This is a genomic window from Roseicella sp. DB1501, assembly GCF_013112485.1.
GTDB lineage: Bacteria > Pseudomonadota > Alphaproteobacteria > Acetobacterales > Acetobacteraceae > Paracraurococcus.
This window is the reverse complement of sequence record NZ_JABFHG010000011.1, coordinates 115992-139292: the sequence shown is the minus strand read 5'-3', so window position 1 is coordinate 139292 and position 23301 is coordinate 115992. Positions and strand designations below refer to the sequence as shown.

The window sequence follows — 23301 nt, the reverse complement described above, 5'->3', positions numbered from 1 at the left end:
GCCGTGTCATGGAGGCATTATCCGCGCCGTGGCCGGGACCGCATCCCCGGCCACGGCGGCGGCCCTGGCGTCAGGCCGCCAGGCGCTGCTCGAGCGTCGGCGCCACGTCGGTCAGCGTCACCCGGCGCATGTCGCGGGGATATTTGTGATCCTCGAAGGGCCGGGCGCGGTGCATGGTGGTGCGGTTGTCCCACATCAGCAGGTCCCACTGCCGCCACTTGTGCGAGTAGACGAACTGCCGCTGCGTGGCGAATTCAGTCAGGTTGCGGATCATCATCATCGCCTCCGGCCGCGGCATGCCGAGCACCTGGCCGATATGCGAGGAGAGGTAGATGGAATGCCGGTCCGAGCCGGGATGGTAGCGCACGAGGCGCTGCCGCACCGGGGCGAAGGCCTGCTTCTCCTCCTCAGTGTATTCGTCGAAGCCCATCGAGGCGCGGGAGAAGATCAGGCTGTGCTCGGTGACGAGGTCGCGCAGCGCGGCCTTGGTCTTCTCCGGCAGCGCGTCCCAGGCGGCGCGCATGTCGGCCACCTCGGTCTCGCCGCCCTCGGGCGGCACCACCCGGCCATGCAGCATGGAATACTTCGCCGGCGTCGCCTTGAAGCTGCTGTCGCTGTGCCAGAGCTGGTTGCCGAGATTGAACATCCGCCGTCGGTCATCCGCGGCCAGCAGGTTGCCGTCGGTGTCGAGGTTGGAGATGTCCGCCATCCGGTTGTGCTTCAGGCGGTGCTTGTGCATGTCCACCGTGGCGCGCGAGCCCTCGAGCGGGCCGAGCGCCTCGCCGAAGGCCATCTGCTGGTCGTCGTCGATCCGCTGGTCGCGGAAGACCAGCACGGCATACTGGTCCATGGCCCGGTCGATCTCGGCGCAGAGCTCGGGGCCGGGCGTCTCGCGCAGATCGATGCCCTGCACCTCGGCGGCGAAAAGTGGGTGCAGCGGCGTCAGTTGCAGGGCCATGGCAGATCCTCCGGCTGATATGTCAGGCTGGATATTAGGTCTCCGGGGCCGGATTTGGTCAAGTGACCATCCCCGGAGACCTGCTCGCGGCGGCTGGCCTCAGTATCATCGGCATGAATGCGTCATTCCTGCCGAGCGCCCGACTGGGCGCCGCCGGTCGCGCCCATTGGCGCGCCTCACGGCGCGACGCGGCGTCGCCAAGGGTTGCGGAGCAACCCGCCCGGCGATCGAGGGGGCCGTTAATATCAGGTGTTGCGGTAGTAGCGCCTCGCCCGCCGCTCCGCCTCGCGTGCCGCGGCCTCCGGCGTCGCCTGGCCGGAGGCGACGCCGGCGCACATCTGCACCAGCACGTAATCGGCGGCGACGGCGCCGGAGGCCTGGCTGATCGGGCCGCGATAGCCGCTCCAGAAGCGGTTCTCCATGGTGTCGCGGAAGACGGTGTTCTTCGGGTCGGCGGTCCAGACCGTGCTCTTCGCATAGGCCTTCAGCGGATGCGCCCAGTAGCCAAGCGAGCCCTGCATCCAGGGCTCGTACTGCTCGGCTTCCATCATGAAGGCGAGGAAGGCCTTGGCGGCATTCGGGTAGCGCGTGTGGCGGAAGACCATGGCGTTCATCACCGTCGAGGTCTGCGGCGCGCCGACGGCGCGGCCCTTCGGCATCAGCGCATGCTGCGTGTCCTCGGCGACCGCGCGGGTGCCGGGGTCGTTCTTCATGGTGAAGTAGAGCGAGACGCCGTTCGCGGTGAGGAAGATCTCCTGCGCCGAGAAGGCCCGGTTGTTGGAGGGGTCGAGCCAGGACAGCGTGCCGGGCGCGAAGGCCTGGTAGAGCGCCTGCAGGTATTTCAGCGCCTCCACGGTCTCCTTGCTGTTGATGGCGACCTTGCCTTCCTCGTCGACCAGATAGGCGCCGTGCGACCAGAGCAGCCATTGCGCGAAGTTGTTGCCGTCGCCCACCGCATTGCCGAGCGCGAAACCGATCGGCTTGTTGTTCTTCTTCATCGCCAGGCAGAGCTTGAGGAAGCCGTCATGGTCCTCGGGGATGCCGTCGAAGCCGGCCTCCTTCACCGCCGAGACCCGGTAGACGCAGGGGCCCATGTTCCCGCCGATGGGGATGCCAATCCAGGCCTCGCTGTTGTGGCGCTTGCCGTATTTCTCGCCGAGGAAGCACCAGCCGCCATAGCGCTTCCCGAGATAGTCGGCGACGTCGGTGAGCTCGACCACCTTCTCGGCATAGATATGCGGGTCGTCCGACCAGCCGATGACCACGTCCGGCCCGGTGCCGGTATTGGCGACGACCGCGGTCTGCGGGCGGATATCCTCCCAGCCGACGAAATCCACCCGCACCGGGACATTGAACTTGTCCTGGAAGCGCTGCGCATTCGCGCGGAAGATCGTCTCGTCCGGCTCGACGAAACGGGCGGGGCGGATGACCCTGAGGCTCGCCCCGGCCTCCGGCTTGGCGCCGAAAGGCGGCGTATCGGCGCGCGGGATGCCGCCCGGCGGGGCGGATTGCGCCATGGCCTGCCCGGCCAGCGCGGCGGCGCCGAGGCCGATCGTCGCGCGACGGGTGAAATTGTGCATTTTTGTTCCTCCCTGAATTATATTGGCCGGATCGCGTCATGCTACGCGGCAAGCGGAATGATGCGGGCGGGCGGCGCCGGCCATCCAGGAAATCCGCCTCGCTCTCGAATTGGTGACAGCCGGCCGCCGAGGCGCCCCGAAGCCCGCGGCGGGCGGGCGGGGGCGCCTGCAAGCCCAGCTACGGCCGGCGCTCCCGGCTGGCGCAAGGTTGACTCCCGGCCTTCGGTCCCTCACCAGAAAGCGCGCAACTGCTCTCGTAACTGAGACTGTGGCGGAACCAGCGCTACCCCCTGGCGCTTTTCCGACCGCGACGCTGATCCCGCACTCCCCAACCCCCCCAGGGAGCACGGTTCCTATGCGACCGATTGATCCACGCGCCGTGCTCCCGCGGCGCGGAACGCTTGCCTGTGCCTTCGCCGTGACCGCGGCGCTCCTCGCTTTTCCCGTGCTGGCCCCGGAGGCGGAAGCTGCCTCGCGGTCCGGCAAGGCGCAGGCCGAACAGGCGCATCCCCGCCGGGCCGCTGCGACGCCGGCGCGCGCCGCGCGGTCGAAGCCGGCGGCCAGCCCCGCCCGGTCGACCGCGCGACGCGCCCCGGCGAAACCCGGCAAGTCGGCCCAGCAGCAGGCCGCGGCGCGGCCCAAGGCTGCCACGCCGGCTGAGGAGGCGGTGCCGGGCGTTCGCCCGATCGTCGTCTCCGCCCTCGACCGCGCGGTCCGCAGCACCGGCATCGAGCCGGCGCTGCTCGCCGCCCTGGCCTGGCAGGAGAGCCGCTTTGATCCGCAGGCCAGGAATGGCCGCTCGACCGCGCGCGGGTTGATGCAGTTCACCGAATCCACCTGGCTGCAGGCGGTGCGCGACCACGGCGCCCAGCACGGGCTCGCCTATGAGGCGTCGATGCTGACGACCGATGCGGCGACGGGCACCATCAGCGTCCGCAAGCCGAAGCTGCGGGCCCGCATCCTCGAGCTGCGCAACAACCCGCGCTACGCCGCGGCGCTGGCGGCGCAGGAGATCAGCCGCGCCCGCGCCGCCCTCGAGCTCGCCCTGATGCGGCCGGTGGGGCCGGCGGACCTCTACCTCGTGCACCTGCTCGGGCCGGCCGGGGCGCAGCGTTTCCTGACCGCGCTCGACCGCACGCCGAACCGCCCGGCGGTGCAGGTGGTCGGGTCCGACAGCGTTGCCCTGAACCGGGAGCTCTTCGCCGACCGCGAGAGCAAGAAGCCGTTGACCCTGGCGGAGGTGCATGCCTGGATCGCCCGGAGCATCGCCGCGCAGCGCGAGATGAACGCGCCGCTCCTCATCGCGCTCGGCGCGCGGCCGGTGGTCGAGGTCGCGGATGCGCGCTGAGCGCCCGCATCGGCCGGTCGCGTTCCTGCCGCGACCGGCCCGATAGCAACGTCCTCAGACGCCGGGCGCAACCCTCCGCTTTGCCTGGGCCTTCGCCACACGTGTGGCGGGCCCCGTTTGGGGCCTCGGACCGACCAAGGAACCGGTCCATCGGTGTGATGTCGGATGCGCAGCATTCCGGACCGCGGTCCGCCGAGCCGAGCGCCGCCCTATTCCGGGCGGATGCCGGTGGTGCGGATGAGGTCGCCCCAGAGTTTCGTCTCCGCGGCCAGGGTCTGCCGCAGCACCTCGGCATCGCCGGTCGTGATGTCGACGCCGTGCTCCGCCATCCGGGCCCGCAGCGCGGCGTCCTCGGTCGCCGCGGTCAGCGCCCGGCCAAGCCGCGCCAGCACCGGCTCCGGCGTCCCCGCCGGCGCGAAGAGCCCTTGCCAGAACACCACGTCGAAGCCCGGCACCGCCTCCGCCACCGGCGGCAGATCGGGCAGCAGCGCGCTGCGCTTGGCCGAGGAGATGGCGAGACCGCGCGTGCTGCCCTCCCGCAGGCTCGGCAGCGCCTCGAGCACCGCCTGGAACATCGCCCCGATCCGCCCCGCCCGCAGGTCAAGCAGTGCCGGCGCGCCGCCCTTGTAGGGAATATGCGTCACCTCAATGCCGGCGCGCTGCGCGAAGAGCGCCAGCGCCAGGTGGTTCACCGCGCCGGTGCCGCTGCTGCCGAAATTGAGCTTGCCGGGATTGGATTTGCACCAGGCGATCAGCTCGGCGGTCGATTTGGCCGGCACGGAGGGGTGGACATGCAGCACGAAGGCGGTGCGGAAGACCATGCCGATCGGCGCCAGTTCGCGCATCGGCTCCTTCGGCGTCAGGCTGGGCTGCAGGCCGGGATTGATGGCGAGCGTCGAGGTGCCCATCAGCAGCGTGTAGCCATCCGGCCGGGCCTGGGCGACGGCGGTGTTCGCCACCGCGGTCGCCGCGCCGGCGCGGTTCTCCACCACCATCGGCACGCCGAGCTCCTGGCCCATGCGCTCGGCGACGGCGCGGCTGGTGATGTCGGTGACGCCGCCCGGGGCATAGCCGGAGACCACGCTGATGGCCCGTTCCGGGAAGGCCTCAGCGGCGGCGGCGCGGGTGAAGGGCGGCAGGAGCAGCGGCGCGGCCAGCAGGGCGCGGCGGTGGAGCGGCATCGGCGATTTCTCCCGGGTCTGGTTGCGCCGCAAGCTGCGGGCCGGCGGCGCCGCGATCAAGCCCCGCACCGCAACACGGATGTCACCGAAGGGTCATCGGCACGTCACCGGCGGCTCGTATAGCCGCCGCCATACAGTGCCCCTGGGATGAGGGATGCCGATGCTCGAACTACAGGGCCTGACCCGGCGCTTCGGCGCCGCGACCGCGGTGGACGCCGTCGATCTGCGCGTGCCCGAAGGCCAGATGCTCGGCATCATCGGCCGCTCGGGCGCCGGCAAGTCGACGCTGCTGCGGATGATCAACCGCCTGACCGAACCGAGCGCTGGGCGCATCCTGCACCATGGCCGCGACGTCACGGCGCTACGGGGCGCGGCGCTGCGGGGCTGGCGCACCGGCTGCGCCATGATCTTCCAGCAGTTCAACCTCGTGCCGCGGCTCGACGTGCTGACCAACGTGCTGCTCGGCCGTCTGAACCACCTGCCGGCCTGGCGCAGCCTCAGCGGCGCCTGGCCCGAGGCGGACCGCGCCATGGCCCTCTCGGCGCTCGAGCAGCTCGACATCGCCGGCCTCGCCGGGCAGCGTGCCGGCAGCCTCTCCGGGGGGCAGCAGCAGCGGGTGGCGATCGCCCGCGCCCTGGTGCAGGAGCCGGCGATCATCCTGGCCGACGAGCCGGTGGCCTCGCTCGACCCGCGCAACGCCATGCTGGTGATGGACGCGCTGGCGGACATCAACCGCCGCTACGGGATCCCGGTGCTGGTGAACATCCATTCCCTCGACCTCGCCCGCAGCCATTGCGAGCGGCTGGTCGGCCTCGCCGCCGGGCGGCTGGTCTTCGACGGCCCGCCCGAGGCGCTGACCGAGGAAGCCGCCCGCCGGCTCTACGGGCTGGAGGCGGCCGAGGCCGCCGCCGCGCCGCCGCAACGCGTCCCGGTCGCGGCCTGATGTGGCACGGCCCAACCCCAAAGGACGGGTGCCAAAGGACCGGTCGCCTGACCGGTCCGAGGCCCCGAACGAGACCCGCAGCCTATGCTGCGAAGCCAGGCAAACCGGAGGTTTGCGCCCGGCGCCTGAGGACCGTGAACCCGGGCCGCGGCCTGATTCCCTGACGGAGACCGAGATCCATGCATAGCCGCCGCACCCTGCTCGGCGCCGGCGCCGGGCTGGCCGCCACCGGCCTGCTCGCGCCGCGCCCCGCCCGCGCCCAAGCCACGAAAACCCAGGCCGCGAAGGCCCCGGCCGAGCTGGTCTTCGCCATCATCCCGGCGGAGAACGCCTCCGGCGTGCTCGAGCGCTGGTCGCCCTTCACCGACTATCTGAGCCGGGAGCTCGGCACCAAGGTCGTGCTGCGCATCGCCAGCGACTATGCCGCGGTGATCGAGGGCCAGCGGGCGGGCAACATCCACATCGCCTCCTACGGCCCGGCCTCCTTCGCCCGGGCGCTGAAGACCGGCGCGCCGATCGAGGCCTTCTGCATCAAGGTGAACCAGGACGGCAGCAAGGGCTATCACTCGGTCTTCTACGTGAAGAAGGACAGCCCCTACAAAAAGGTCGAGGACCTGAAGGGGAAGAATCTCGGCCTCGTCGATCCGAACAGCACCTCCGGCAACAACGTGCCGCGCTTCGCCCTGAACAAGATGGGCATCAACCCGGACCAGTTCTTCGACAAGGTGATCTACACCGGTAGCCATGAGAACGCGATCATCGCCCTGCAGCAGGGCACGGTCGATATGGTCGCCAACTGGTGGAACAACGCCGAGGAGAGCAACCTGCGCCGCATGGAGCGCAAGGGAATGGCGAAATACGACGACTTCCGCATCCTCTATACCTCGGATCTCATCGTGAACTCGCCGATGGCCTATCTCACCACGCTGCCGGCCGAGCTGCGCGCCGCCATCCGCAGCGCCGTGCTGGCGCTGCCGCAGAAGCACCCGGATGTCTTCGAGCATCTCTACGACGGCAAGGCGCAGCCCTGGGCGCCGGTCGACAACGCCGCCTATCAGCCGGTGATCGAGCTGATCACCTTCGTCGACGGCCTGCGCCGGCAGAAAAGCTGATCCCTGGAAGGCCTGAGTCCATGTCGCATGGCGGGGCGCGGCCGCAGCGCGAGGCCGAGGCGCGGCTGGCGCCGCTGGCTGGGGCCTGGCGCAGCCATCGCCGGCAGCGACGGCGCCGGGCCCTGCTGGCCGCCGGGCTGGTGCTGGCGCTGCTCTGGCTCGCGGCCTGGGTGGCGCAGGTCGATCCCCGCCTGATCTGGAGCAAGGGCGGCAATGTCTTCGGCTATTTCGACCGGCTGCTGACCCTCGAGGGCGGTGCGGAGGCCGGGGCGCGGGTCTGGCACGATCCGGCGGAGTGGTTCTGGGGCTGGCGGCGCTGGCTCCGCCTGCTCGGCGACACGCTGCTGATGGCCTATCTCGGCACGCTGTTCGGGGCTCTGGGCGGGCTGCTCGGCGGGTTGCTCGCCGCCGGCAACATCGGCCCGGGCCGGGCGCTGCGCTGGACCGTCACGCGCGGGCTCGAGGTCTGCCGCACCGTGCCGGACATCGTCTTCGCCCTGGTCTTCGTCATCGCCTTCGGCCTTGGGCCGCTGCCCGGCGTGCTGGCGCTCACCATCCATACCCTCGGCGCCCTCGGCAAGCAGGTGACCGAGCTGGTGGAGAATGTCGACATGCGACCGGTCGAGGGGGTGGTCGCCACCGGCGCCGCCTGGCCGCAGATGGCCGGCTTCGCGGTGGTGCCGCAGGTGCTGCCGGGCTTCCTCGGCTATGCCCTGCTGCGCTTCGAGATCAATGTCCGCAGCGCCGCGGTGCTCGGCTTCGTTGGGGCCGGCGGCATCGGCCAGGACCTGATCGAGGCGATCCGCAAGTTCTACTACAACGACGTCGCGGCGCTGCTGGTGCTCATCATCCTCACCGTGGTCCTGATCGATGCTGTGACCAGCCGGCTGCGCTTCCGGCTGCTGGAAGGGCATGCGGCATGAGCGGCGCCGCATCCTCGCCGACCCCGCTGCGGGCAGCGGCGCTGGCCCGGGTGCCGGCGCTGCGGGCGGCGCATCCGGGCGCTTTCCGCCGGCTCGGTCCCGGCCAGCGCCTCGCCCTGGCGCTGCTGCTCGGCGGCACGCTGCTGCTCGGCCTCGGGATCTGGCGGCTCGAGATCGCGCCGGCGCGGCTGCTCGCCGGCCTCGGTGATCTCGCGCATTTCGTCACTCTGATGCTGCCGCCCGATCCGGGGTCCTGGGCGCAGTTCCGCGGCATCCTGGCGGCGCTGGCGGAGACGCTGGCCATCGCCTTCCTCGGCACGCTGCTCGCCGCCGTCATCGCCCTGCCGCTCGGCCTGCTGGCGGCGCGCAACGCCACGCTGCACGCGCTGGTCCGCTTCGCGGCGCGGCGGCTGCTGGATGGTATCCGCGGCATCGACGCGCTGATCTGGGCGCTGATCTGGGTGAGCGTCGTCGGCCTCGGCCCCTTCGCCGGGGTGCTGGCGATCATGACCTCCGATATCGGCACCTTCGGCAAGCTCTTCTCCGAGGCGATCGAGGCGGCGGACCGGCGGCCGCAGGAGGGGGTGGTGGCCGCCGGCGGCAGCGGCGTCGCGCGGCTGCGCTATGGCGTGCTGCCGCAGGTCCTGCCGGTGATGGCCGGGCAGGTGCTCTACCTGTTCGAATCCAACACCCGCTCCTCCACCATCATCGGCATCGTCGGGGCGGGCGGCATCGGCCTGACGCTGGCGGAGATGATCCGCACGCTGGAATGGCAGAGCGTCTCCTGCATCGTGCTGCTCATCCTCCTCATGGTCGCGGCGATCGACCAGCTCTCCTCCCGGCTGCGGCGGCGCCTGGCCGGGGGGTGAGGGGCCCTGTCGCCGCCGCGGGCGGCATGCCATCCTCCGGGCAAAAGATCCCAGGAGGAAACGGCGGATGCCCGAAGGCGCCCTGCAGCGCGACCCGGTCGCCACGGTCCACAGCACCGAGGTGCTGGTGCTCGGCGCCGGCTCGGCCGGCTGCGTCATCGCGACCCGGCTCAGCGAGGACCCGGCCACGCAGGTGGCGCTGATCGAGGCCGGGCCGGCGGCCTGGAACGATCCCTGGATCCGCATCCCGGCCGGCTTCGCCCGGCTCTATTCCAGCGGCCGCTACGACTGGCGCTTCCATACCGAGCCGGAGCCGGGGCTCGACGGCCGTAGCATCCACTGGCCGCGCGGCAAGGTGGTGGGCGGTTCGGGCGCGGTGAACGGCCTCGTCTTCCTGCGCGGCTCGCCGCGCGACTACGACCGCTGGGCGCAGTCCGGCGCCCGCGGCTGGGGCTATGACGACGTGCTGCCCTTCTTCAAGCGGCTGGAGACCTGGACCGGCGAGGCCTCGGAGGAGCGCGGCACGGGCGGGCCGATCCACGCCACCGAGGCGCGCCACACCTCGCCCGGCGCCGAGGCCTTCATCGCCGCCGCGCGCGCCATGGGGCATCAGCGGGTGAAGGATTTCAACGGCGCCTGGCACGAGGGCGTCGGGCCGATGCAGATGAATGTCCGGGGCGGCTTCCGCAGCCATTCCGGCGACATGTTCCTCCGCCCGGCGCGCCGCCGGCCCAATCTCCGCATCATGCCGGAGCGCGCCATCCAACGCCTGCTCTTCGAGGGCAGCCGCTGCATCGGCGCCCTGGTGCAAGGGCCGGCCGGGCTCGAGCGCTGGGAGGCGCGGCGCCAGGTGGTGCTCTGCGGCGGCACCATCGGCACGCCGCACATCCTCATGCTGTCGGGCATCGGCGACGGCGCGCATCTGCAGGAGATGGGCATCGAGACGCGGTTGCACGCGCCGGGCGTCGGGCGGAACCTGCAGGACCATTTCCTGCAGCGCATGCGCTACCGGGTGAAGCCCTGCCGCACGGTGAACGAGTACTGGCACGGGCCGCTCGGCAAGCTGCGCATGGCCGCCCGCTACGCCTTCGACCGCCGCGGGCCGATGGCGATCGGCGCCGCCGAGGCCAATCTCTTCGCCCGCGTGCTGCCCGGCGCCGAGGAGCCGGACATGCAGTACCTCTTCGTGAACTTCACCGTCACCACCTATGATCAGGGGCCGGATCCCTGGCCGGGCTTCATGTTCAGTGCCTGCCAGTGCCGCCCGGACAGCCGCGGCACCATCACCCTGCGCAGCCCCGACCCGGCGGCCAAGCCGGTGATCCGCGCCAACTACCTGGAGGCGCCGCACGACCAGCACCTGATGGTCGAGGGGGTGAAATACGCCCGCCGCCTCGCCGCGCAGGGACCGCTCGCCGCGCTGATCGAGGAGGAGCTGACGCCCGGCGCCGGGGTGCAGGACGATGACGCGATCCTCGCCCATATCCGGCACGACGGCGGCACGGTCTACCACCCCTGCGGCACCGCCCGCATGGGCGAGGACGCGCTGGCGCCGGTGGACAGCCATCTGCGGCTGAAGGGCGTGGAGGGGCTGATGGTGGCGGATGCCAGCGTCATGCCGCTGGTGCCCTCCTCCAACATCCAGCCGGCGGCGCTGATGATCGGCGAGCGGGCGGCGGCCTTCCTGCGGGCCGGTCGCTGACATCGGGCCTGGCGCCGCCGGACGGGTTGCGGTCCCCGGCATCGCGCCCCGAGGATCGCGCCATGCCCGACGATGCCGCCCCCCTCCGCCCGCTGGTCGCCTTCCTCGGCGGCGCCGGCGACCGCCTCTTCCAGCCCTGCCGCAGCGTCTTTCGCCGCGTCGAGGCCATGCCGGAGGCCGCCGGCTGCGAGCTGCTCTATGCCGCGCACTGGCAGGCCGGGCGCGTCCTCGACCGCATCGCGGCGCGGCCGGCCGGCGCGCCGGTGCATCTGGTCGGCCATAGCTGGGGCGGCGATGCCGCCGCCCGGCTCGCCGCGCGGCTCGGCGCCGAGGGCCGGCAGGTGGCGCTGCTGCTCACCATCGACCCGGTGGCGCGCTGGATCGATCCTGTCTTCCTCGCCCGGGTCCGGGCCGGGGCGCGGGTCTGGGTCAATGCCCGGGCCGTGGGCGGGCCGCATTTCCACTACTCGGATGTCGTCGCCGCGATCGGCGGCCCCTATGGGGAGGCGCCGCGCCGCTTCGCCGACCTGCATCTCGACCTGCCGCAGCCGCATGCCGCCTTCGGCGCCATGCTGGCCGCCCGTCTGCCGGATGGCCGGAGCCTGCTCGACCTCGCGCTGCACGGTCCCGCCCTGCCCGAACCCGGCGCCGGCGACCTCGTCCCGGCCTGATCGCGGCGAGCCTTGCCGCCCGCCGGCGCCCTACCGCATAACGTTGCGAGCCCGCCGGAGCGCGGGACCGAGAGGGAGCTTCCAAGAATGCTGGGCCTGATGCAGGACCGCCCGCTGCTGATCTCCGCCATCCTCGAACATGCGGCGCGCAACCATGGCGGCGCCAAGATCGTCTCCGCCCGGGCCGATGGCAGCCTGGTCCGCCACAGCTGGCCCGAGGTCGCGGCCCGCGCCGCGCAGCTCGCCCATGCGCTGGCCGCCCGCGGCGTGCGGCAGGGCGAGCGGATCGCCACCCTGGCCTGGAACGACCACCGGCATCTCGAGATCTATTACGGCGTCTCCTCCATGGGCGCGGTGATGCACACCATGAATCCGCGGCTCTTCCCCGACCAGATCGCCTTCATCCTGAAGGATGCCGAGGATACGCATCTCTTCGTCGACCCGACCCTGGTGAAGGGGGCCGAGGCGCTGGCCGACAAGCTGCCGCCAAGCCTGAAGACGATCGTCGTCATGGGCACCGAGGCCGACATCCCGGCCGATTGCCCGCTGCGCTCCCGCTTCGAGCTGCTGGCCCAGGAGAGCCTGATCGCCGGCCAGCCGGAGCGCTACGACTGGCCCGAGCTGGATGAGCGCACCGCCTCCTCGCTCTGCTACACCTCCGGCACCACCGGCGAGCCGAAGGGTGTGCTCTACAGCCAACGCTCGACGGTGATCCATGGCTATGCCGTGCTGCAGAAGGACGTCTTCAACATCGGCGCCGAAGATGTGGTGATGCCGGTGGTGCCGATGTTCCACGTCAATGCCTGGGGCATCCCCTATGCCGCGGGCATCGCCGGCGCCTCGCTGGTGCTGCCCGGGCCGCGGCTCGACCCGGCGAGCCTCCATCGGCTGATCGAGGAAGAGGGCGTGACCTTCTCCGCCGGCGTGCCGACCATCTGGACGGCGCTGCTGCAATGGCTGCGGGCCGAGCCGGGGCGGCGCTTCGCCCGGCCGCCGCGTCTCGTCGTCGGCGGCACCGCCCTGCCGACCGCGATCAATGCCGGCTTCCTGAAGGAATACGGCGTGCGCATCCTGCATGCCTGGGGGATGACCGAGATCAGCCCGCTCGGCTCGACCAATGCCCGGCTGCCGCAGAATGCCGGTTGGGACGAGGACCGCTTCCTCGATTATGCCCGCAAGCAGGGCCGGCCGGTCTTCGGGGTGGAGTTCCGCGTCCGCGACGCCGAGGGGAAGGAGATCCCGCATGACGGCGTCGCCTTCGGCGAGCTGGAGGTGCGCGGCCCCTGGGTGGCCAAGGCCTATTTCAACCGCCCGGGCGACCCGGCGCATACCGCGGATGGCTGGTTCCGCACCGGCGACGTGGTGACGGTGGACGAACTCGGCTGCATCGAAATCGTCGATCGCGCCAAGGATGTGATCAAGTCGGGCGGCGAGTGGATCAGCTCCATCACCCTCGAGAACCTGATCATGGGCCATCCCGCCGTCGCCCAGGCGGCGGTCATCGGCATCCATCACAGCAAATGGGACGAGCGGCCGCTGCTGCTGGTCGTGCCCAAGCCGGGGATGCAGCCGAGCGCCGAGGAGATCCTCTCCTATTACGAGGGCAAGGTGGCGAAGTGGTGGATCCCGGACCAGGTCGAGCTGGTCGAGAGCCTGCCGATGACCGCGACCGGCAAGCTCTGGAAGGCCGACCTGAAGCAACGGTACCGGGAGCGCAGCGCGGGGTAGCCGGCGGGGGAGGGGGGAAGGGAGGGGGAAGGAGGCGCGCCGCCTCCTGCACGATCCTTGCTAGGCGCCCCCCATCACCGGGACCGGAGCCTTGCATGAGACGCCATCGCCTCGCCCTCGCCGCCCTGCTGGCGGCGCCGCTCGCCGCGCTGCCGGGCGCTTCGGGGGCGCAGACCCAGCCCAAGGTGCTGCGGATCGCCATGACCGCGGCCGACGTGCCGACCACCACCGGCATGCCGAACAACGGCTTCGAGGGCATGCGCTTCCTCGGCTACCCGGTCTTCGAGGGGCTGGTGGGCTGGGACCATTCGGACCCGAAGAAGCTTTCCGACCTCAAGCCCGGCCTCGCCGAGCGCTGGGAGCAGGACGAGGCCGATCCGAGGAAATGGCGGTTCTTCCTCCGCAAGGGCGTCAGCTTCCATGACGGCACGCCCTTCGCCGCCGATGCGGTGATCTGGAACCTCGACCGCTACATGAAGAATGACAGCCCGCAATTCGATGCCGCGGGCAGCGCCATCGTCCGGGGGCGGGTGCCGATCCTCGCCGCCTGGCGGAAGATCGACGACCATACGGTCGAGCTCGAGACCAGCCGGCCCGTCTCCTACTGGCCCTACCTGACTGCCTATATCCTGTTCACCTCGCCGCAGAGCTTCGAGCAGGCGGGACGGGACTGGGCCAAGGTCGCCGCCCTGCCGGCGGCGGGGACCGGGCCCTTCCGCATCACCCGCTTCGTGCCGCGGCAATCGGTCGAGCTGGCGCGCAACGACCAGTACTGGGATGCCGGCGGCCGGGCAAAACTCGACAAGGTCCTGCTGCTGCCGATGCCGGAGGCCAATACCCGCCTCGCCGCGCTGCGCTCCGGCCAGGTGGACTGGGTGGAGGTGCCGCCGCCGGATGCGATCGATTCCCTGAAGGCGGCGAAATTCCAGGTGGTGACCGGCAGCTACCCGCATATCTGGCCCTGGGTCTTCGCCGCCGGGAAGGCGGGCAGCCCGGTCGCCGATCTCCGCGTCCGGCAGGGGCTCAATTACTGCTTCGACCGCAAGGAGATGGTGGCGATGCTGAACGGCACCGCCGAGCCCTCGATCGGCTATTTCAAGGCCGGCGACCCCGCCTTCGGCGCGCCGAAGAACCGCTACACGCTCGATCCCGCCAAGGGGAAGGCGCTGCTGGCCGAGGCCGGCTACGGGCCGCAGAAGCCGCTCTCGATCAAGGTCGGCATCTCCAACAGCGGCTCGGGCCAGATGCTGCCGCTGCCGATGAACGAGTTCCTGCAGCAATCCCTGGCCGAGCATTGCGGCGTGAAGGTCAGCTTCGAGGTGGTGGAGTGGAACACCCTGCTCGGCGGGCTGCGGGCCGAGCCGGGGCAGCCGCAATGGCTGGGCGCGGATGCGCTGAACATCAGCCTGCATTCCTCCGACCCCTCGGCCATGGGGCGCTGGTTCTTCGGCGACAATGTCTCCCCGCGCGGCTCGAATGCCGGGCATTGGAAGGATGCGGAATTCGATGCCGCCTTCCTCGCGCTGGAGACGGAGACCGACCCGGCGAAGCGCCTGGCGCTGACCCGCAAGGCGCATGAGCGGCTGGTGGACAACCCGCCCTGGCTCTGGATCGTGCACGACCTGAACCCGCGCGCCATGTCGCCCCGGGTTGCCGGCTTCGTCAGCCCGCAGAGCTGGTTCATCGACCTGACCCGGGTGGACATGAAATAGCCTGGTTGACGCGCGGCTGGGCGGGGAGGCGCGTCCCCGCCCATGCCGGATCGGGGAGGGACGGATGGCCGATCGCCGCAAGATGCACCTCGTCGCCTACCTGAAGGCGGGTCCGAATTTCAGCTATCCGAGCAGCTGGCGGCATCCGGCGGCGACGCTCGACGACCTCTTCGAGCCCGCCCGCTGGGAGCATTGCGCCCGGGTGCTGGAGGCCGGGCTGTTCGATGCCTGCTTCTTCGCCGACGGGCTCGGCATCCCCGATCTCTACAAGGGCAGCTATGCCGATTATGTCGGCCGTGGCGGCCAGCTCACCCTGGTCGATCCCATGGTGCTGCTGCCGCAGATGGCGCGGGTGACGGAGCGCCTCGGCCTCGGCGTCACCCTCTCGACCAGCTTCACTCCGGCCTATGTGGCGGCGCGCTGGCTCGGCTCGCTCGACCTGATCAGCAAGGGGCGGGCGGCCTGGAACGTGGTCACCACCGGGCGGGACTTCGAGGCGCGCAACCTCGGCCAGGCGGGCCTGCCGCCGAAGGAGGCGCGCTACGACATGGCCGACGAGGTGCTGGAGGCCTGCGACGCCCTCTGGCATGGCTGGGAGCCGGATGCGCTGGTGCTGGACCGCGTCGCCGGCACCTTCGCCGATCCGGACAAGATCCGCCGGGCCAATTACGAGGGGCGCTACATCCGCACCGAGGGCCCGCTCTCCATCCCGCGCAGCCCGCAGGGCCGGCCGGTGCTGATGCAGGCCGGCGCCTCGCCCCGCGGCCGCGAATTCGCCGCGCGCTGGGCGGAGATGATCTTCTGCACCCCGGCCACCAAGGCGGATGCCCTGGCCTTCCGCAGCGACATCCGCGCCCGGATGCAGGCGATCGGCCGCGACCCGGACCACTGCGCCGTGCTGCCCTCCGTCACCGTCGTGATCGGCGAAACCGAGGCGATCGCGCGGGAGCGGGCGGCGCATCTCGAATCCCTGGTCGATCCGGAGCTGGTGCTCGCCGCCAGCTCCTGGTCGGTGGTCGCCGATCTCAGCCGGATCGGCGACCCGGCGGCGCTGGCGGGGGAGGGGAGCCATCAGGGCGTGCAGGGCCACCGCGACCGCATGCTGCAGGTGGCGCGGCAGAAGGGCATCAGCTTCGCCGAGGCGGTGCGCCGGCCGCGCGACCTGCTCGCCGGCACCGCGGCGCAGGTCGCCGACATGATGGAGGACTGGTTCGCCGCCGGCGCCTGCGACGGCTTCATCCTGCCGCCCACCGTCTTCCCCGGGACCTTCGAGGAGGTGACGCGGCTGCTGGTGCCGGAGCTGCAGCGGCGCGGCCTCTACCGCACCGCCTATGCCGGGCGGACGCTCCGGGAGAACCTGCGCCACCCGGGCTGAGGCCGTCCGCCTCCGGCGCGCGCGTGGCGCGGTCCTTGCTACTCCCGCGCCGAACACGCCCGGGAGGACCCCGCATGAGACATCTCCACCGCGCCGCGGGCCTCGGCCTCGCGGCGCTTCTGGCCGCCGCCTCGCCGGCGCTGGCCGAGAAGACGCTGCGCATCGCCATGACCGCGGCCGATGTGCCGACCACCACCGGCATGCCGAACAACGGCTTCGAGGGCATGCGCTTCCTCGGCTATCCGGCCTTCGAGGGGCTGGTGCTCTGGGACCTCTCCCGCGCCGACCGGCCGGCGACGCTGCGCCCGGGCCTGGCCGAGACGTGGGAGCAGGACCCGGCCGATCCGAAGACCTGGATCTTTCATCTGCGCCAGGGCGTGACCTTCCATGACGGCACGCCGCTGACGGCGGATGCGGTGATCTGGAACCTCGACCGCTTCTTCAAGCCGAACAGCCCGCAATTCGAGCCTGCCGGCGCCGGCATCACCCGCGCCCGCAACCCGATCCTCGCCGGCTACCGCAAGATCGACGAGAGGACGGTGGCGATCAGCACCAGCCGGGTCGCCAGCTACTTCCCCTACATGGCCGTCTACATCCTGATGGCCAGTCCGCAGAGCTGGGAGAAGGCCGGCCGCGACTGGGCCAAGGTCTCGACCTTGCCGGCGGCCGGCACCGGCCCCTTCAGGCTCGGCAAGTTCACCCCACGCGTCTCGGCCGAACTGGTGAAGAACGAGGCCTATTGGGACAAGGCGCGGGTGCCGAAGCTCGACCGGGTGCTGCTGCTGCCGATGCCGGAGGCGAATACCCGCCTCGCCGCGCTGCGCTCCGGCCAGGTGGACTGGATCGAGGTGCCGCCGCCGGACGCGATCCCCAGCCTGAAGCAGGCCGGGTTCAGCATCGTCACCAACTCCTACCCGCATGTCTGGCCCTGGATCTTCCAGCTCGGCGGCAATACGACCCCCTTCAAGGATGTCCGCGTCCGCCAGGGGCTGAACTACTGCGTCGACCGCAAGGGGCTGGTGGAGATGCTGAACGGCACGGCGGAGCCTTCCCTCGGCTGGCTCAAGCCCTCCGATCCGAGCTTCGGCAAGCCGGAGAACCGCTATGGCTTCGACCCGGCCAAGGGCAAGGCGCTGCTCGCCGCCGCCGGCTACACGCCGCAGAAGCCGCTCGCCTTCAAGGTGATGATCTCGGCCAGCGGCTCCGGCCAGATGCTGCCGCTGCCGATGAACGAGTACATGCAGCAGAACCTGAAGGAGGCCTGCGGCGTCGACGTCTCCTTCGAGGTGACGGAGTGGAACACGCTGCTCACCGCCGTGCGCCAGGGGCCGGATGCGCCGATCCTGAACGGCGCGACCGCGGCCAACCCTTCCTCGCCCTCCTCCGATGCCGGGGTGATGGCGCGCTACTTCCTGAAGGCCTTCGTGCCGCCGAACGGCTTCAACTGGGGCCAGTGGACCGATCCGCGCTTCGAGGAAGCCTTCGCCGCGCTCGAGACCGCGCGGGACGCGGGGGCCTTCGACGCCGCCTATGCCAGGGCGCATGAGCGGCTGGTCGACGATCCGCCCTGGCTCTACATCGTGCACGACCTGAATCCGCGGGCGATGTCGCGCAAGGTGAAGGGCTTCACCTCGGCGCAGTCCTGGTTCCAGGACCTCGTCCCGGTGGATCTGCAATAGGCGGTGCTGCCGGCTCCCCGCTGGCCGGCCATCGGGGAGCCAACAGACCGCGTCGATGCATTTTTCTGGGTATGGAAATCATCCACCGCCGAGAATCGGCTGCCGCCAGCGTAAAATCAGAAAATCAAACATTTTCTGGTACGGGTTTTCCGGCCCTTCTCCCCATGCTCTTCCACAGTTTTTCGTGTGCAGAATGCCCGCCAGAACTTGTGGCAAAGCATCGCGTTGGCCTACCGTATGTTGTGGGTGGCAACATCTAGTGGGTCGGGCTACGGGAGAACCACATGGACTGGACGGCTGAGGCGATCGATCAGCTCCGGAGCCTCTGGGCGGAAGGGCACTCGACGGCCGAGATCGGCCGGCGCATGGGCATCTCGAAGAACGCCGTGGTGGGCAAGGCGCATCGCCTGAACCTGCCGGCACGCCCCAGCCCGATCCGCCGCGAGGCCGAGGGCAATGCCGCGCCGCGGCCGGCCCCCACGCGTCGCCCCGCCGCGCCGCCGCAGCCGCGCGAGCCGGCCCCTCTGCGCCGCCTGGCCCAGTCCGCGCCGGCCGCCGCGCCGCCGCCCGCCGCCGTGGTGCGCCCCTTCCCGCGCGCCGCGACGCGGAGCTGCTGCTGGCCGCTCGGCGAGCCCGGCACGCCGGACTTCCGCTTCTGCGCGGCCGAGGCGGTGAACGGCAAGCCCTATTGCGCCGAGCATGCCTCGGTCGCCTATGTCCGCGTCCGCGACCGCCGCGAGGATGCGGCCTGAGATCCATCGCGGGAGGTTGCGACGGTCCGCGGCACGTCCCGGCGAAGGGCGCGCCGCATGGGTGCCCACCGGGGTGCCCATGCGGCGCGCCCACCGGGGCGCGTTGTGGGGCGCCGATGATCCCGCGGGCGATGCCGACGCGTCTGGGGCAGGGGAGGCGAGGCGCCCCGGCATGAGTTGGCCCTGCCCCGGCCGATGAACGGCCGCCTCGCCGGCGTCGCGTTGCAGCTCACCGCCCTCGCCGTCTTCGTCTGCATGGACACGATGCTGAAGCTGCTGACCGCGCGCTTCGCGGTGCCGCAGCTCATGTGGGCGCGCTTCTTCTTCGGCCTGCTCGCCGCCACGCTGTTCTTCCTGCTGCTGCGCGGCCGGCTGCCCTGGCGCTCGCGCGCGCCCTGGCTGCAGGCGGCGCGCAGCCTGCTGCTGGCGGCGAGCAACCTGCTCTTCTCGAGCGCGCTGGCGCATCTGCCGCTCACCGACTGCACCGCGATCGGCTTCGCCTCGCCGCTCTTCACCGTGGCGCTCGCCGCGTTCTGGCTGCGCGAGAGCGTCGGCCCGCGCCGCTGGATCGGCGTCGGCATCGGCTTCCTCGGCGTGCTGATCGCGCTCCGCCCGCCCTTCCTGACGGGCGGCGCGCCGATGCACTGGGCGGCGATCCTGCCGCTCGGCACCGCCGCCACCTTCGCCATCTACCAGATCCTCACCCGCCGGCTGGCCACCATCGACGATCCGCGCACCACCATCCTGCATACCGGCCTCGCCGCCTCGCTCGCCACGAGCCTGGCGCTGCCGCTGGTCTGGACGCCGCCTGCGGCGGGCGACTGGGCGTTGCTGGTGGCGCTCGGCCTGCTGGGTGGCATCGGCCATGGGCTGCTGGTGCTGGCCTATGCCCGCGCCCCCGCCAGCCTGCTGGCGCCGATGTCCTATACGCAGTTGATCTGGGCGAGCCTCTCTGCGTTGCTGGTCTTCGGCGAGCCGCCCGACCCGATCACCCTGCTCGGCGCGGCGGTGATTGCATTGGGCGGTGTTCTTGTCGCCTTGCCGGATCATCGCCGGCCAGGGTGAGGAGAGCGGCGCCGGGCTTGCCTTCGACCTGTCGCTGGTCTAGTGCAGTTCGATGCTGGCCCTGCCGCCAGCGGGCGCGCTAGGTCATTGATTTCAGAGACGATTCACGCCTCTGGGCGGTTTCCGCCCGGCGCGGATCGGCTCCGGCCGGACTTGCCGTTTGCAACATGATGGGGGGCACGAGCATTCGCGAAGCCAGGCTGCTCCAGGACGCCAGGATGGGCCACCCCCGCGCGGCACTGGATGCCGAGGCGGTGCGCGATGCCTATCGCCGCTGGGCCGGCGTCTATGACGAGGTGTTCGGCTCCGTCTCCGGCCCCGGCCGGCGGCGCGCCGTGGCGGCGGTGAACGCCCTGCCGGGCAGCCGCGTGCTGGAGGTGGGGGTGGGCACCGGCCTGGCCCTGCCGCTCTACGATCCCCGCAAGCGCGTGGTCGGCATCGACCTGTCGCGCGACATGCTGCGGCGCGCGAAGGAACGGGTCACCGCCCGCCGCCTGCGCAACGTGCATGGGCTGGCCGAGATGGATGCGGAATCCATGGGCTTCGCCGATGCCAGCTTCGACATCGCGGTGGCCATGTTCACCGCGACCGTGGTGCCGGATGCGCGCCGCCTCTACCGGGAGATGCGCCGCGTGGTGCGCCCGGGCGGGCAGCTCCTCTTCGTCAACCATTTCGCCGCCCAGGGCGGGCTGCGCTGGTGGGCGGAGCGGACGCTGGCGCCGCTTTCGCGCGTGCTCGGCTGGCACCCGGATTTCGCGCTCGGCGATTTGCTCGAGGATCCGGCGGCGGCGGCGGAGATCACGCCCTGCCCGCCCTTCGGCCTGTTCACCCTGGTGCGGGTGCCGCAGCCGGCCTTGGCCTGAAGCCTTGGGCCTGAGGGCCGTGGCCGGCCTTCAGCGGCGATGCGCCGCGCCGCGGCAGGTGAGCCGCGGCCGCGGCGCCCGCGGGCCGATCAGCAGGGATGGCGCGTGCCCCGGCGCGCAGAGCGCCGCGGCGCTGCCCGGCGGCAGCGGCACCGCCCCGCCCCCCGCCTGCCAGACCGCGCCGAGCCGGGCGAGCAGCACCCGGCGCTGATAGCCGGCGCCGCGCGCCGCATCGGCCGAGTGGTAATTGGCGATCGCCTCCGCCCAATTGCCAAAGCGGCCATGCAGCGCCGTCAGGAAGGTGATGGCGTAGCGGATATTGGCCTCTGGCTGCAGGCCGGTCGCCACATCCGGGAAGGCCTTCGGGTGGTAGAGCAGGTTGACCTGCATGCAGCCGATGTCGATGGAGCGCCGGCCGGCCGCCTGCAACGCCGCCACCTCGGCGACCGCGGCGGCCTGGCTCGGCAGGATGCGCGCCTCGCCCTCCACGTTCAGCGCCCAGGGCCAGGGCTCGAAACGGCCGCTGCGGGGATCGCTGCGGCCGCTCTCGACCAGGGCGATGGCCAGCAGCAGGCCGCGCGGCAGGCCGGAGCTCGGCTCGGCGGCGACGATCGCCTGGCGGCAGGCGGTCCAGGGATCCGCCTCGGCCAGCGCCGGCCGGGCGAGGCCGAGCGGGGCGAGCAGCAGGCCGGCGAGGAGGGGGCGCATGGCAGCGATCTCGGCCGCCCGGCGCCCCGCCGTCAATGCCGGCCTCAGCCGGCCACGGCGTCCCAGAGCAGCTTCAGGTTCATCGCCACGATCAGGATGGTGGCCGCCCAGCCGAGCCCGAGTTGCCAGCGCGGCGTTGCCAGCGCCCCGAGGCTCCGGCGGTCCGAGGCGACGAGCATCAGCGGCACCACCGCGAAGGGAAGCTGCAGGCAGAGGATGACCTGCGAGAGGATCAGCAGCTGCGCCGTGCCGGACTCCCCGTGCCACCAGGTGACGAGCACCGCCGGCACGATGGCGATGAGGCGGGTGATCAGCCGGCGGATGACGGGCGGCAGCCGCAGGCCGAGGAAGCCCTCCATCACGGCCTGGCCGGCCAGCGTCGCGGTCACGGTGGAGTTGAGGCCGCAGGCGAGCAGCGCGACGGCGAAGAGCGTGGCTGCTGCGGCGGTGCCGACCATCGGCGTCAGCAGCTCATAGGCTTCCTGGATCTCCGCGACCTCGGTGCGGCCGCCGGCATGGAAGACGGCGGCGGCGGTGATGAGGATGGCGGAGTTCACCAGCAGCGCCAGCGACAGCGCGATCGAGCTGTCGATGGCGGCGAAGCGGATCGCCTCCCGCTTTGCCGCGACCCCCTCCCCATAGTCGCGGGACTGCACGATGGCGGTGTGCAGGTAGAGGTTGTGTGGCATCACCGTGGCGCCGAGGATGCCGATGGCGATGTAGAGCTGCTGCCCGTCGGTGACGATCGAGGCCTGCGGCAGGTAGCCGGCGAGGACCGCCCCCCAGTCCGGCTGAGCCAGGATGAGCTGCGCCGCGAAGCAGCCGAAGACGAGGAACATCAGCCCCGCCACCAGCGCCTCCAGCCAGCGCACGCCGCGGTGCTGCAGCCAGAGGATCAGCAGCGCATCGAGGGCGGTGAGCAGCACGCCGATGATGAGCGGGATGCCGAAGAGCAATTGCAGCGCGATGGCGGTGCCGATGAGCTCCGCGAGATCGGTGGCGCAGATCGCGATCTCCGCCAGCACCCAGAGGCCGAGGCTGGTCGGGCGGGAGAAGCGGTCGCGGCAGAGCTGCGCCAAATCGCGGCCCGTGGCGATGCCGACCCGGGCGCAGAGCGCCTGCAGCAGCATGGCCATCAGCGAGGAGAGCAGCGCGACGGTCAGCAGCGTGTAGCCGAAGGCCGAGCCGCCGGCGAGCGCGGTGGCCCAGTTTCCCGGATCCATGTAGCCGACGGCGACGAGGTAGCCGGGGCCGATGAAGGCCAGCAACCGGCGCAGCCATCCCGCGGAATCCGGCACGCGGACGCTGCGGTGCATCTCGGGCAGGCTGACGCCGCCGCGATCCTGTCCCGGCAACGGGTCCCGCAGCGGGCCTGGCATGGGGGCAGGCTCGGGCTCGGGCCGGGTCAGCATGGGGACAAGCCGGCCGGCATGGCTGAACAGGTCTTCAACTGTTCAGACGATCCTTGTTTTTCAGGTGGTTATGGGTGGTGCAGCAGGTGCCCCCGGGCAGCGGCGGTGTCAAGGGCGGCTTGTGGCGTGGCCTTGCTCTGCGCAACTGTGGGGCCGAGCGATGCTGGGATGGGGATGATGCGCGGACGGCCGAGGATCGGCGAGGACCAAGTGGTCGAGCTGGCGGAGATGTTCCGCCTGATGAGCGACCCAACGCGGCTGCGGATCATTCTCGCCTGCCTCGACGCGCCGGCCGCGGTGGGCGAGATGGCGGACCGCATCGGCATCTCCGCCTCGCTGGTCTCGCACCACCTGCGGCTGCTGCGCGCGGCGCGGCTGCTGCAGGCCGACCGCCGGGGCCGGCAGGTCTTCTACGCGGTGCAGGACGAGCATATCCGATCAATGCTGTCGGACATGGTCGATCATGTCGCGGAAGTCGATGCCGAGTCGGAGGCCGGCAGCTGAGAATTCGCGCCAGGCTTGCTGCGGGCCGGGGGCGCCTCACTTGTGCAGGACCATGCCGGGACTTATGGTCCGGCCGCGTCTGTTCTGCCCCTGGCGGAGCGGTGCGCCGGCTGCCTTGCGGCCGGCAGGAATGCGACAGGGCGGCGCGGGTCGCCGGCCCGGACGGGAATGGGAAGCGACGTGTGAACGGGCGATGGTTCGCTAAGGCATCGGGGC

20 protein-coding genes are annotated in these 23301 nt (G+C 71.3%); 15 read left to right on the top strand and 5 right to left on the bottom strand.

Annotated elements, in window-relative coordinates; genetic code table 11:
* Window positions 1-70: 70 nt before the first annotated feature.
* Together HJG45_RS20670 and HJG45_RS20665 are read right to left on the bottom strand one after the other, a co-directional pair.
* Window positions 71-958 (bottom strand): TauD/TfdA family dioxygenase, encoded by an 888-nt coding sequence (locus tag HJG45_RS20670; RefSeq protein WP_171614590.1) that lies wholly within the window; start codon window positions 956-958, stop codon window positions 71-73.
* A gap of 245 nt (window positions 959-1203) precedes the next feature.
* Window positions 1204-2538: an ABC transporter substrate-binding protein gene (locus HJG45_RS20665; protein ID WP_171614588.1), complete on the bottom strand. Its 1335-nt coding sequence runs from the start codon at window positions 2536-2538 to the stop codon at window positions 1204-1206.
* A 418-nt stretch (window positions 2539-2956) separates the two neighbouring features.
* On the opposite strand from HJG45_RS20665, the gene HJG45_RS29270 reads away from it, so the two are divergent.
* Complete coding sequence (locus tag HJG45_RS29270) at window positions 2957-3886, top strand: transglycosylase SLT domain-containing protein (protein ID WP_368040647.1); 930 nt, start codon at window positions 2957-2959, stop codon at window positions 3884-3886.
* A 209-nt stretch (window positions 3887-4095) separates the two neighbouring features.
* On the opposite strand, the gene HJG45_RS20655 is transcribed toward HJG45_RS29270, so the two are convergent.
* Window positions 4096-5067 carry a tripartite tricarboxylate transporter substrate binding protein gene (locus tag HJG45_RS20655; protein ID WP_171614586.1) on the bottom strand — a complete coding sequence of 324 codons (972 nt, stop codon included), beginning with the start codon at window positions 5065-5067 and terminating at the stop codon, window positions 4096-4098.
* Window positions 5068-5221: 154 nt separating this feature from the next.
* Here HJG45_RS20655 and phnC point away from each other — a divergent pair, with 154 nt between their 5' ends.
* The 13 genes from phnC (at window position 5222) to HJG45_RS20590 (ending at window position 20461) form a co-directional block, all read left to right on the top strand.
* A complete protein-coding gene (gene phnC, locus HJG45_RS20650; protein ID WP_254452679.1) occupies window positions 5222-6010 on the top strand; it encodes a phosphonate ABC transporter ATP-binding protein in 789 nt (262 codons plus the stop codon).
* A gap of 179 nt (window positions 6011-6189) precedes the next feature.
* Window positions 6190-7122 carry a phosphonate ABC transporter substrate-binding protein gene (gene phnD / locus HJG45_RS20645; RefSeq protein WP_171614584.1) on the top strand — a complete coding sequence of 311 codons (933 nt, stop codon included), beginning with the start codon at window positions 6190-6192 and terminating at the stop codon, window positions 7120-7122.
* 20 nt (window positions 7123-7142) lie between these two features.
* A complete protein-coding gene (gene phnE, locus HJG45_RS20640; protein ID WP_171614582.1) occupies window positions 7143-8045 on the top strand; it encodes a phosphonate ABC transporter, permease protein PhnE in 903 nt (300 codons plus the stop codon).
* On the top strand, window positions 8042-8914 hold the full coding sequence (gene phnE / locus HJG45_RS20635; RefSeq protein WP_171614580.1) for a phosphonate ABC transporter, permease protein PhnE: 873 nt from the start codon (window positions 8042-8044) through the stop codon (window positions 8912-8914). Before phnE (HJG45_RS20640) ends, phnE (HJG45_RS20635) begins: the two co-directional genes overlap by 4 nt.
* A 67-nt stretch (window positions 8915-8981) precedes the next feature.
* Window positions 8982-10616 (top strand): GMC family oxidoreductase, encoded by a 1635-nt coding sequence (locus tag HJG45_RS20630; RefSeq protein ID WP_171614578.1) that lies wholly within the window; start codon window positions 8982-8984, stop codon window positions 10614-10616.
* A gap of 62 nt (window positions 10617-10678) precedes the next feature.
* On the top strand, window positions 10679-11287 hold the full coding sequence (locus tag HJG45_RS20625; protein WP_171614576.1) for a hypothetical protein: 609 nt from the start codon (window positions 10679-10681) through the stop codon (window positions 11285-11287).
* Between the two features lie 87 nt (window positions 11288-11374).
* The gene (locus tag HJG45_RS20620) at window positions 11375-13015 is read left to right on the top strand and encodes a long-chain-fatty-acid--CoA ligase (RefSeq protein ID WP_171614573.1); all 1641 of its coding nucleotides are present in this window, start codon (window positions 11375-11377) and stop codon (window positions 13013-13015) included.
* 95 nt (window positions 13016-13110) lie between these two features.
* On the top strand, window positions 13111-14727 hold the full coding sequence (locus HJG45_RS20615) for an ABC transporter substrate-binding protein (RefSeq protein ID WP_171614571.1): 1617 nt from the start codon (window positions 13111-13113) through the stop codon (window positions 14725-14727).
* Between the two features lie 64 nt (window positions 14728-14791).
* Window positions 14792-16102 carry an NtaA/DmoA family FMN-dependent monooxygenase gene (locus tag HJG45_RS20610; protein WP_171614569.1) on the top strand — a complete coding sequence of 437 codons (1311 nt, stop codon included), beginning with the start codon at window positions 14792-14794 and terminating at the stop codon, window positions 16100-16102.
* Between the two features lie 74 nt (window positions 16103-16176).
* Entirely contained in the window at window positions 16177-17781 is a 1605-nt protein-coding gene (locus HJG45_RS20605) for an ABC transporter substrate-binding protein (RefSeq protein WP_171614567.1), read from the top strand.
* Between the two features lie 284 nt (window positions 17782-18065).
* A complete protein-coding gene (locus HJG45_RS20600; protein ID WP_171614565.1) occupies window positions 18066-18533 on the top strand; it encodes a GcrA family cell cycle regulator in 468 nt (155 codons plus the stop codon).
* A 177-nt stretch (window positions 18534-18710) separates the two neighbouring features.
* Window positions 18711-19598 (top strand): DMT family transporter, encoded by an 888-nt coding sequence (locus HJG45_RS20595; RefSeq protein ID WP_254452678.1) that lies wholly within the window; start codon window positions 18711-18713, stop codon window positions 19596-19598.
* Between the two features lie 218 nt (window positions 19599-19816).
* Window positions 19817-20461 (top strand): class I SAM-dependent methyltransferase, encoded by a 645-nt coding sequence (locus HJG45_RS20590; RefSeq protein WP_171614563.1) that lies wholly within the window; start codon window positions 19817-19819, stop codon window positions 20459-20461.
* A gap of 30 nt (window positions 20462-20491) precedes the next feature.
* Here the strand turns inward: HJG45_RS20590 and HJG45_RS20585 are convergent, their stop codons facing one another.
* Both HJG45_RS20585 and HJG45_RS20580 read right to left on the bottom strand, forming a co-directional pair.
* A complete protein-coding gene (locus HJG45_RS20585; RefSeq protein WP_171614561.1) occupies window positions 20492-21169 on the bottom strand; it encodes a transglycosylase SLT domain-containing protein in 678 nt (225 codons plus the stop codon).
* 44 nt (window positions 21170-21213) lie between these two features.
* On the bottom strand, window positions 21214-22548 hold the full coding sequence (locus HJG45_RS20580; RefSeq protein WP_171614559.1) for an Nramp family divalent metal transporter: 1335 nt from the start codon (window positions 22546-22548) through the stop codon (window positions 21214-21216).
* 210 nt (window positions 22549-22758) lie between these two features.
* On the opposite strand from HJG45_RS20580, the gene HJG45_RS20575 reads away from it, so the two are divergent.
* Window positions 22759-23085, top strand: coding sequence for a helix-turn-helix transcriptional regulator (locus HJG45_RS20575; protein ID WP_171614557.1), 327 nt, complete (start codon window positions 22759-22761; stop codon window positions 23083-23085).
* Window positions 23086-23301 lie beyond the last annotated feature (216 nt).

What these genes read in the sequence shown, in the direction of transcription:
- HJG45_RS20670 (WP_171614590.1), bottom strand. Translation starts at nt 958, where the DNA reads ATGGCCCTGCAACTGACGCCGCTGCACCCACTTTTCGCCGCCGAGGTG.
- HJG45_RS20665 (WP_171614588.1), bottom strand. Translation starts at nt 2,538, where the DNA reads ATGCACAATTTCACCCGTCGCGCGACGATCGGCCTCGGCGCCGCCGCG.
- HJG45_RS20655 (WP_171614586.1), bottom strand. Translation starts at nt 5,067, where the DNA reads ATGCCGCTCCACCGCCGCGCCCTGCTGGCCGCGCCGCTGCTCCTGCCG.
- phnC (WP_254452679.1), top strand. Translation starts at nt 5,222, where the DNA reads ATGCCGATGCTCGAACTACAGGGCCTGACCCGGCGCTTCGGCGCCGCG.
- phnD (WP_171614584.1), top strand. Translation starts at nt 6,190, where the DNA reads ATGCATAGCCGCCGCACCCTGCTCGGCGCCGGCGCCGGGCTGGCCGCC.
- phnE (WP_171614582.1), top strand. Translation starts at nt 7,143, where the DNA reads ATGTCGCATGGCGGGGCGCGGCCGCAGCGCGAGGCCGAGGCGCGGCTG.
- phnE (WP_171614580.1), top strand. Translation starts at nt 8,042, where the DNA reads ATGAGCGGCGCCGCATCCTCGCCGACCCCGCTGCGGGCAGCGGCGCTG.
- HJG45_RS20630 (WP_171614578.1), top strand. Translation starts at nt 8,982, where the DNA reads ATGCCCGAAGGCGCCCTGCAGCGCGACCCGGTCGCCACGGTCCACAGC.
- HJG45_RS20625 (WP_171614576.1), top strand. Translation starts at nt 10,679, where the DNA reads ATGCCCGACGATGCCGCCCCCCTCCGCCCGCTGGTCGCCTTCCTCGGC.
- HJG45_RS20620 (WP_171614573.1), top strand. Translation starts at nt 11,375, where the DNA reads ATGCTGGGCCTGATGCAGGACCGCCCGCTGCTGATCTCCGCCATCCTC.
- HJG45_RS20615 (WP_171614571.1), top strand. Translation starts at nt 13,111, where the DNA reads ATGAGACGCCATCGCCTCGCCCTCGCCGCCCTGCTGGCGGCGCCGCTC.
- HJG45_RS20610 (WP_171614569.1), top strand. Translation starts at nt 14,792, where the DNA reads ATGGCCGATCGCCGCAAGATGCACCTCGTCGCCTACCTGAAGGCGGGT.
- HJG45_RS20605 (WP_171614567.1), top strand. Translation starts at nt 16,177, where the DNA reads ATGAGACATCTCCACCGCGCCGCGGGCCTCGGCCTCGCGGCGCTTCTG.
- HJG45_RS20600 (WP_171614565.1), top strand. Translation starts at nt 18,066, where the DNA reads ATGGACTGGACGGCTGAGGCGATCGATCAGCTCCGGAGCCTCTGGGCG.
- HJG45_RS20590 (WP_171614563.1), top strand. Translation starts at nt 19,817, where the DNA reads ATGGGCCACCCCCGCGCGGCACTGGATGCCGAGGCGGTGCGCGATGCC.
- HJG45_RS20585 (WP_171614561.1), bottom strand. Translation starts at nt 21,169, where the DNA reads ATGCGCCCCCTCCTCGCCGGCCTGCTGCTCGCCCCGCTCGGCCTCGCC.
- HJG45_RS20580 (WP_171614559.1), bottom strand. Translation starts at nt 22,548, where the DNA reads ATGCCAGGCCCGCTGCGGGACCCGTTGCCGGGACAGGATCGCGGCGGC.
- HJG45_RS20575 (WP_171614557.1), top strand. Translation starts at nt 22,759, where the DNA reads ATGCGCGGACGGCCGAGGATCGGCGAGGACCAAGTGGTCGAGCTGGCG.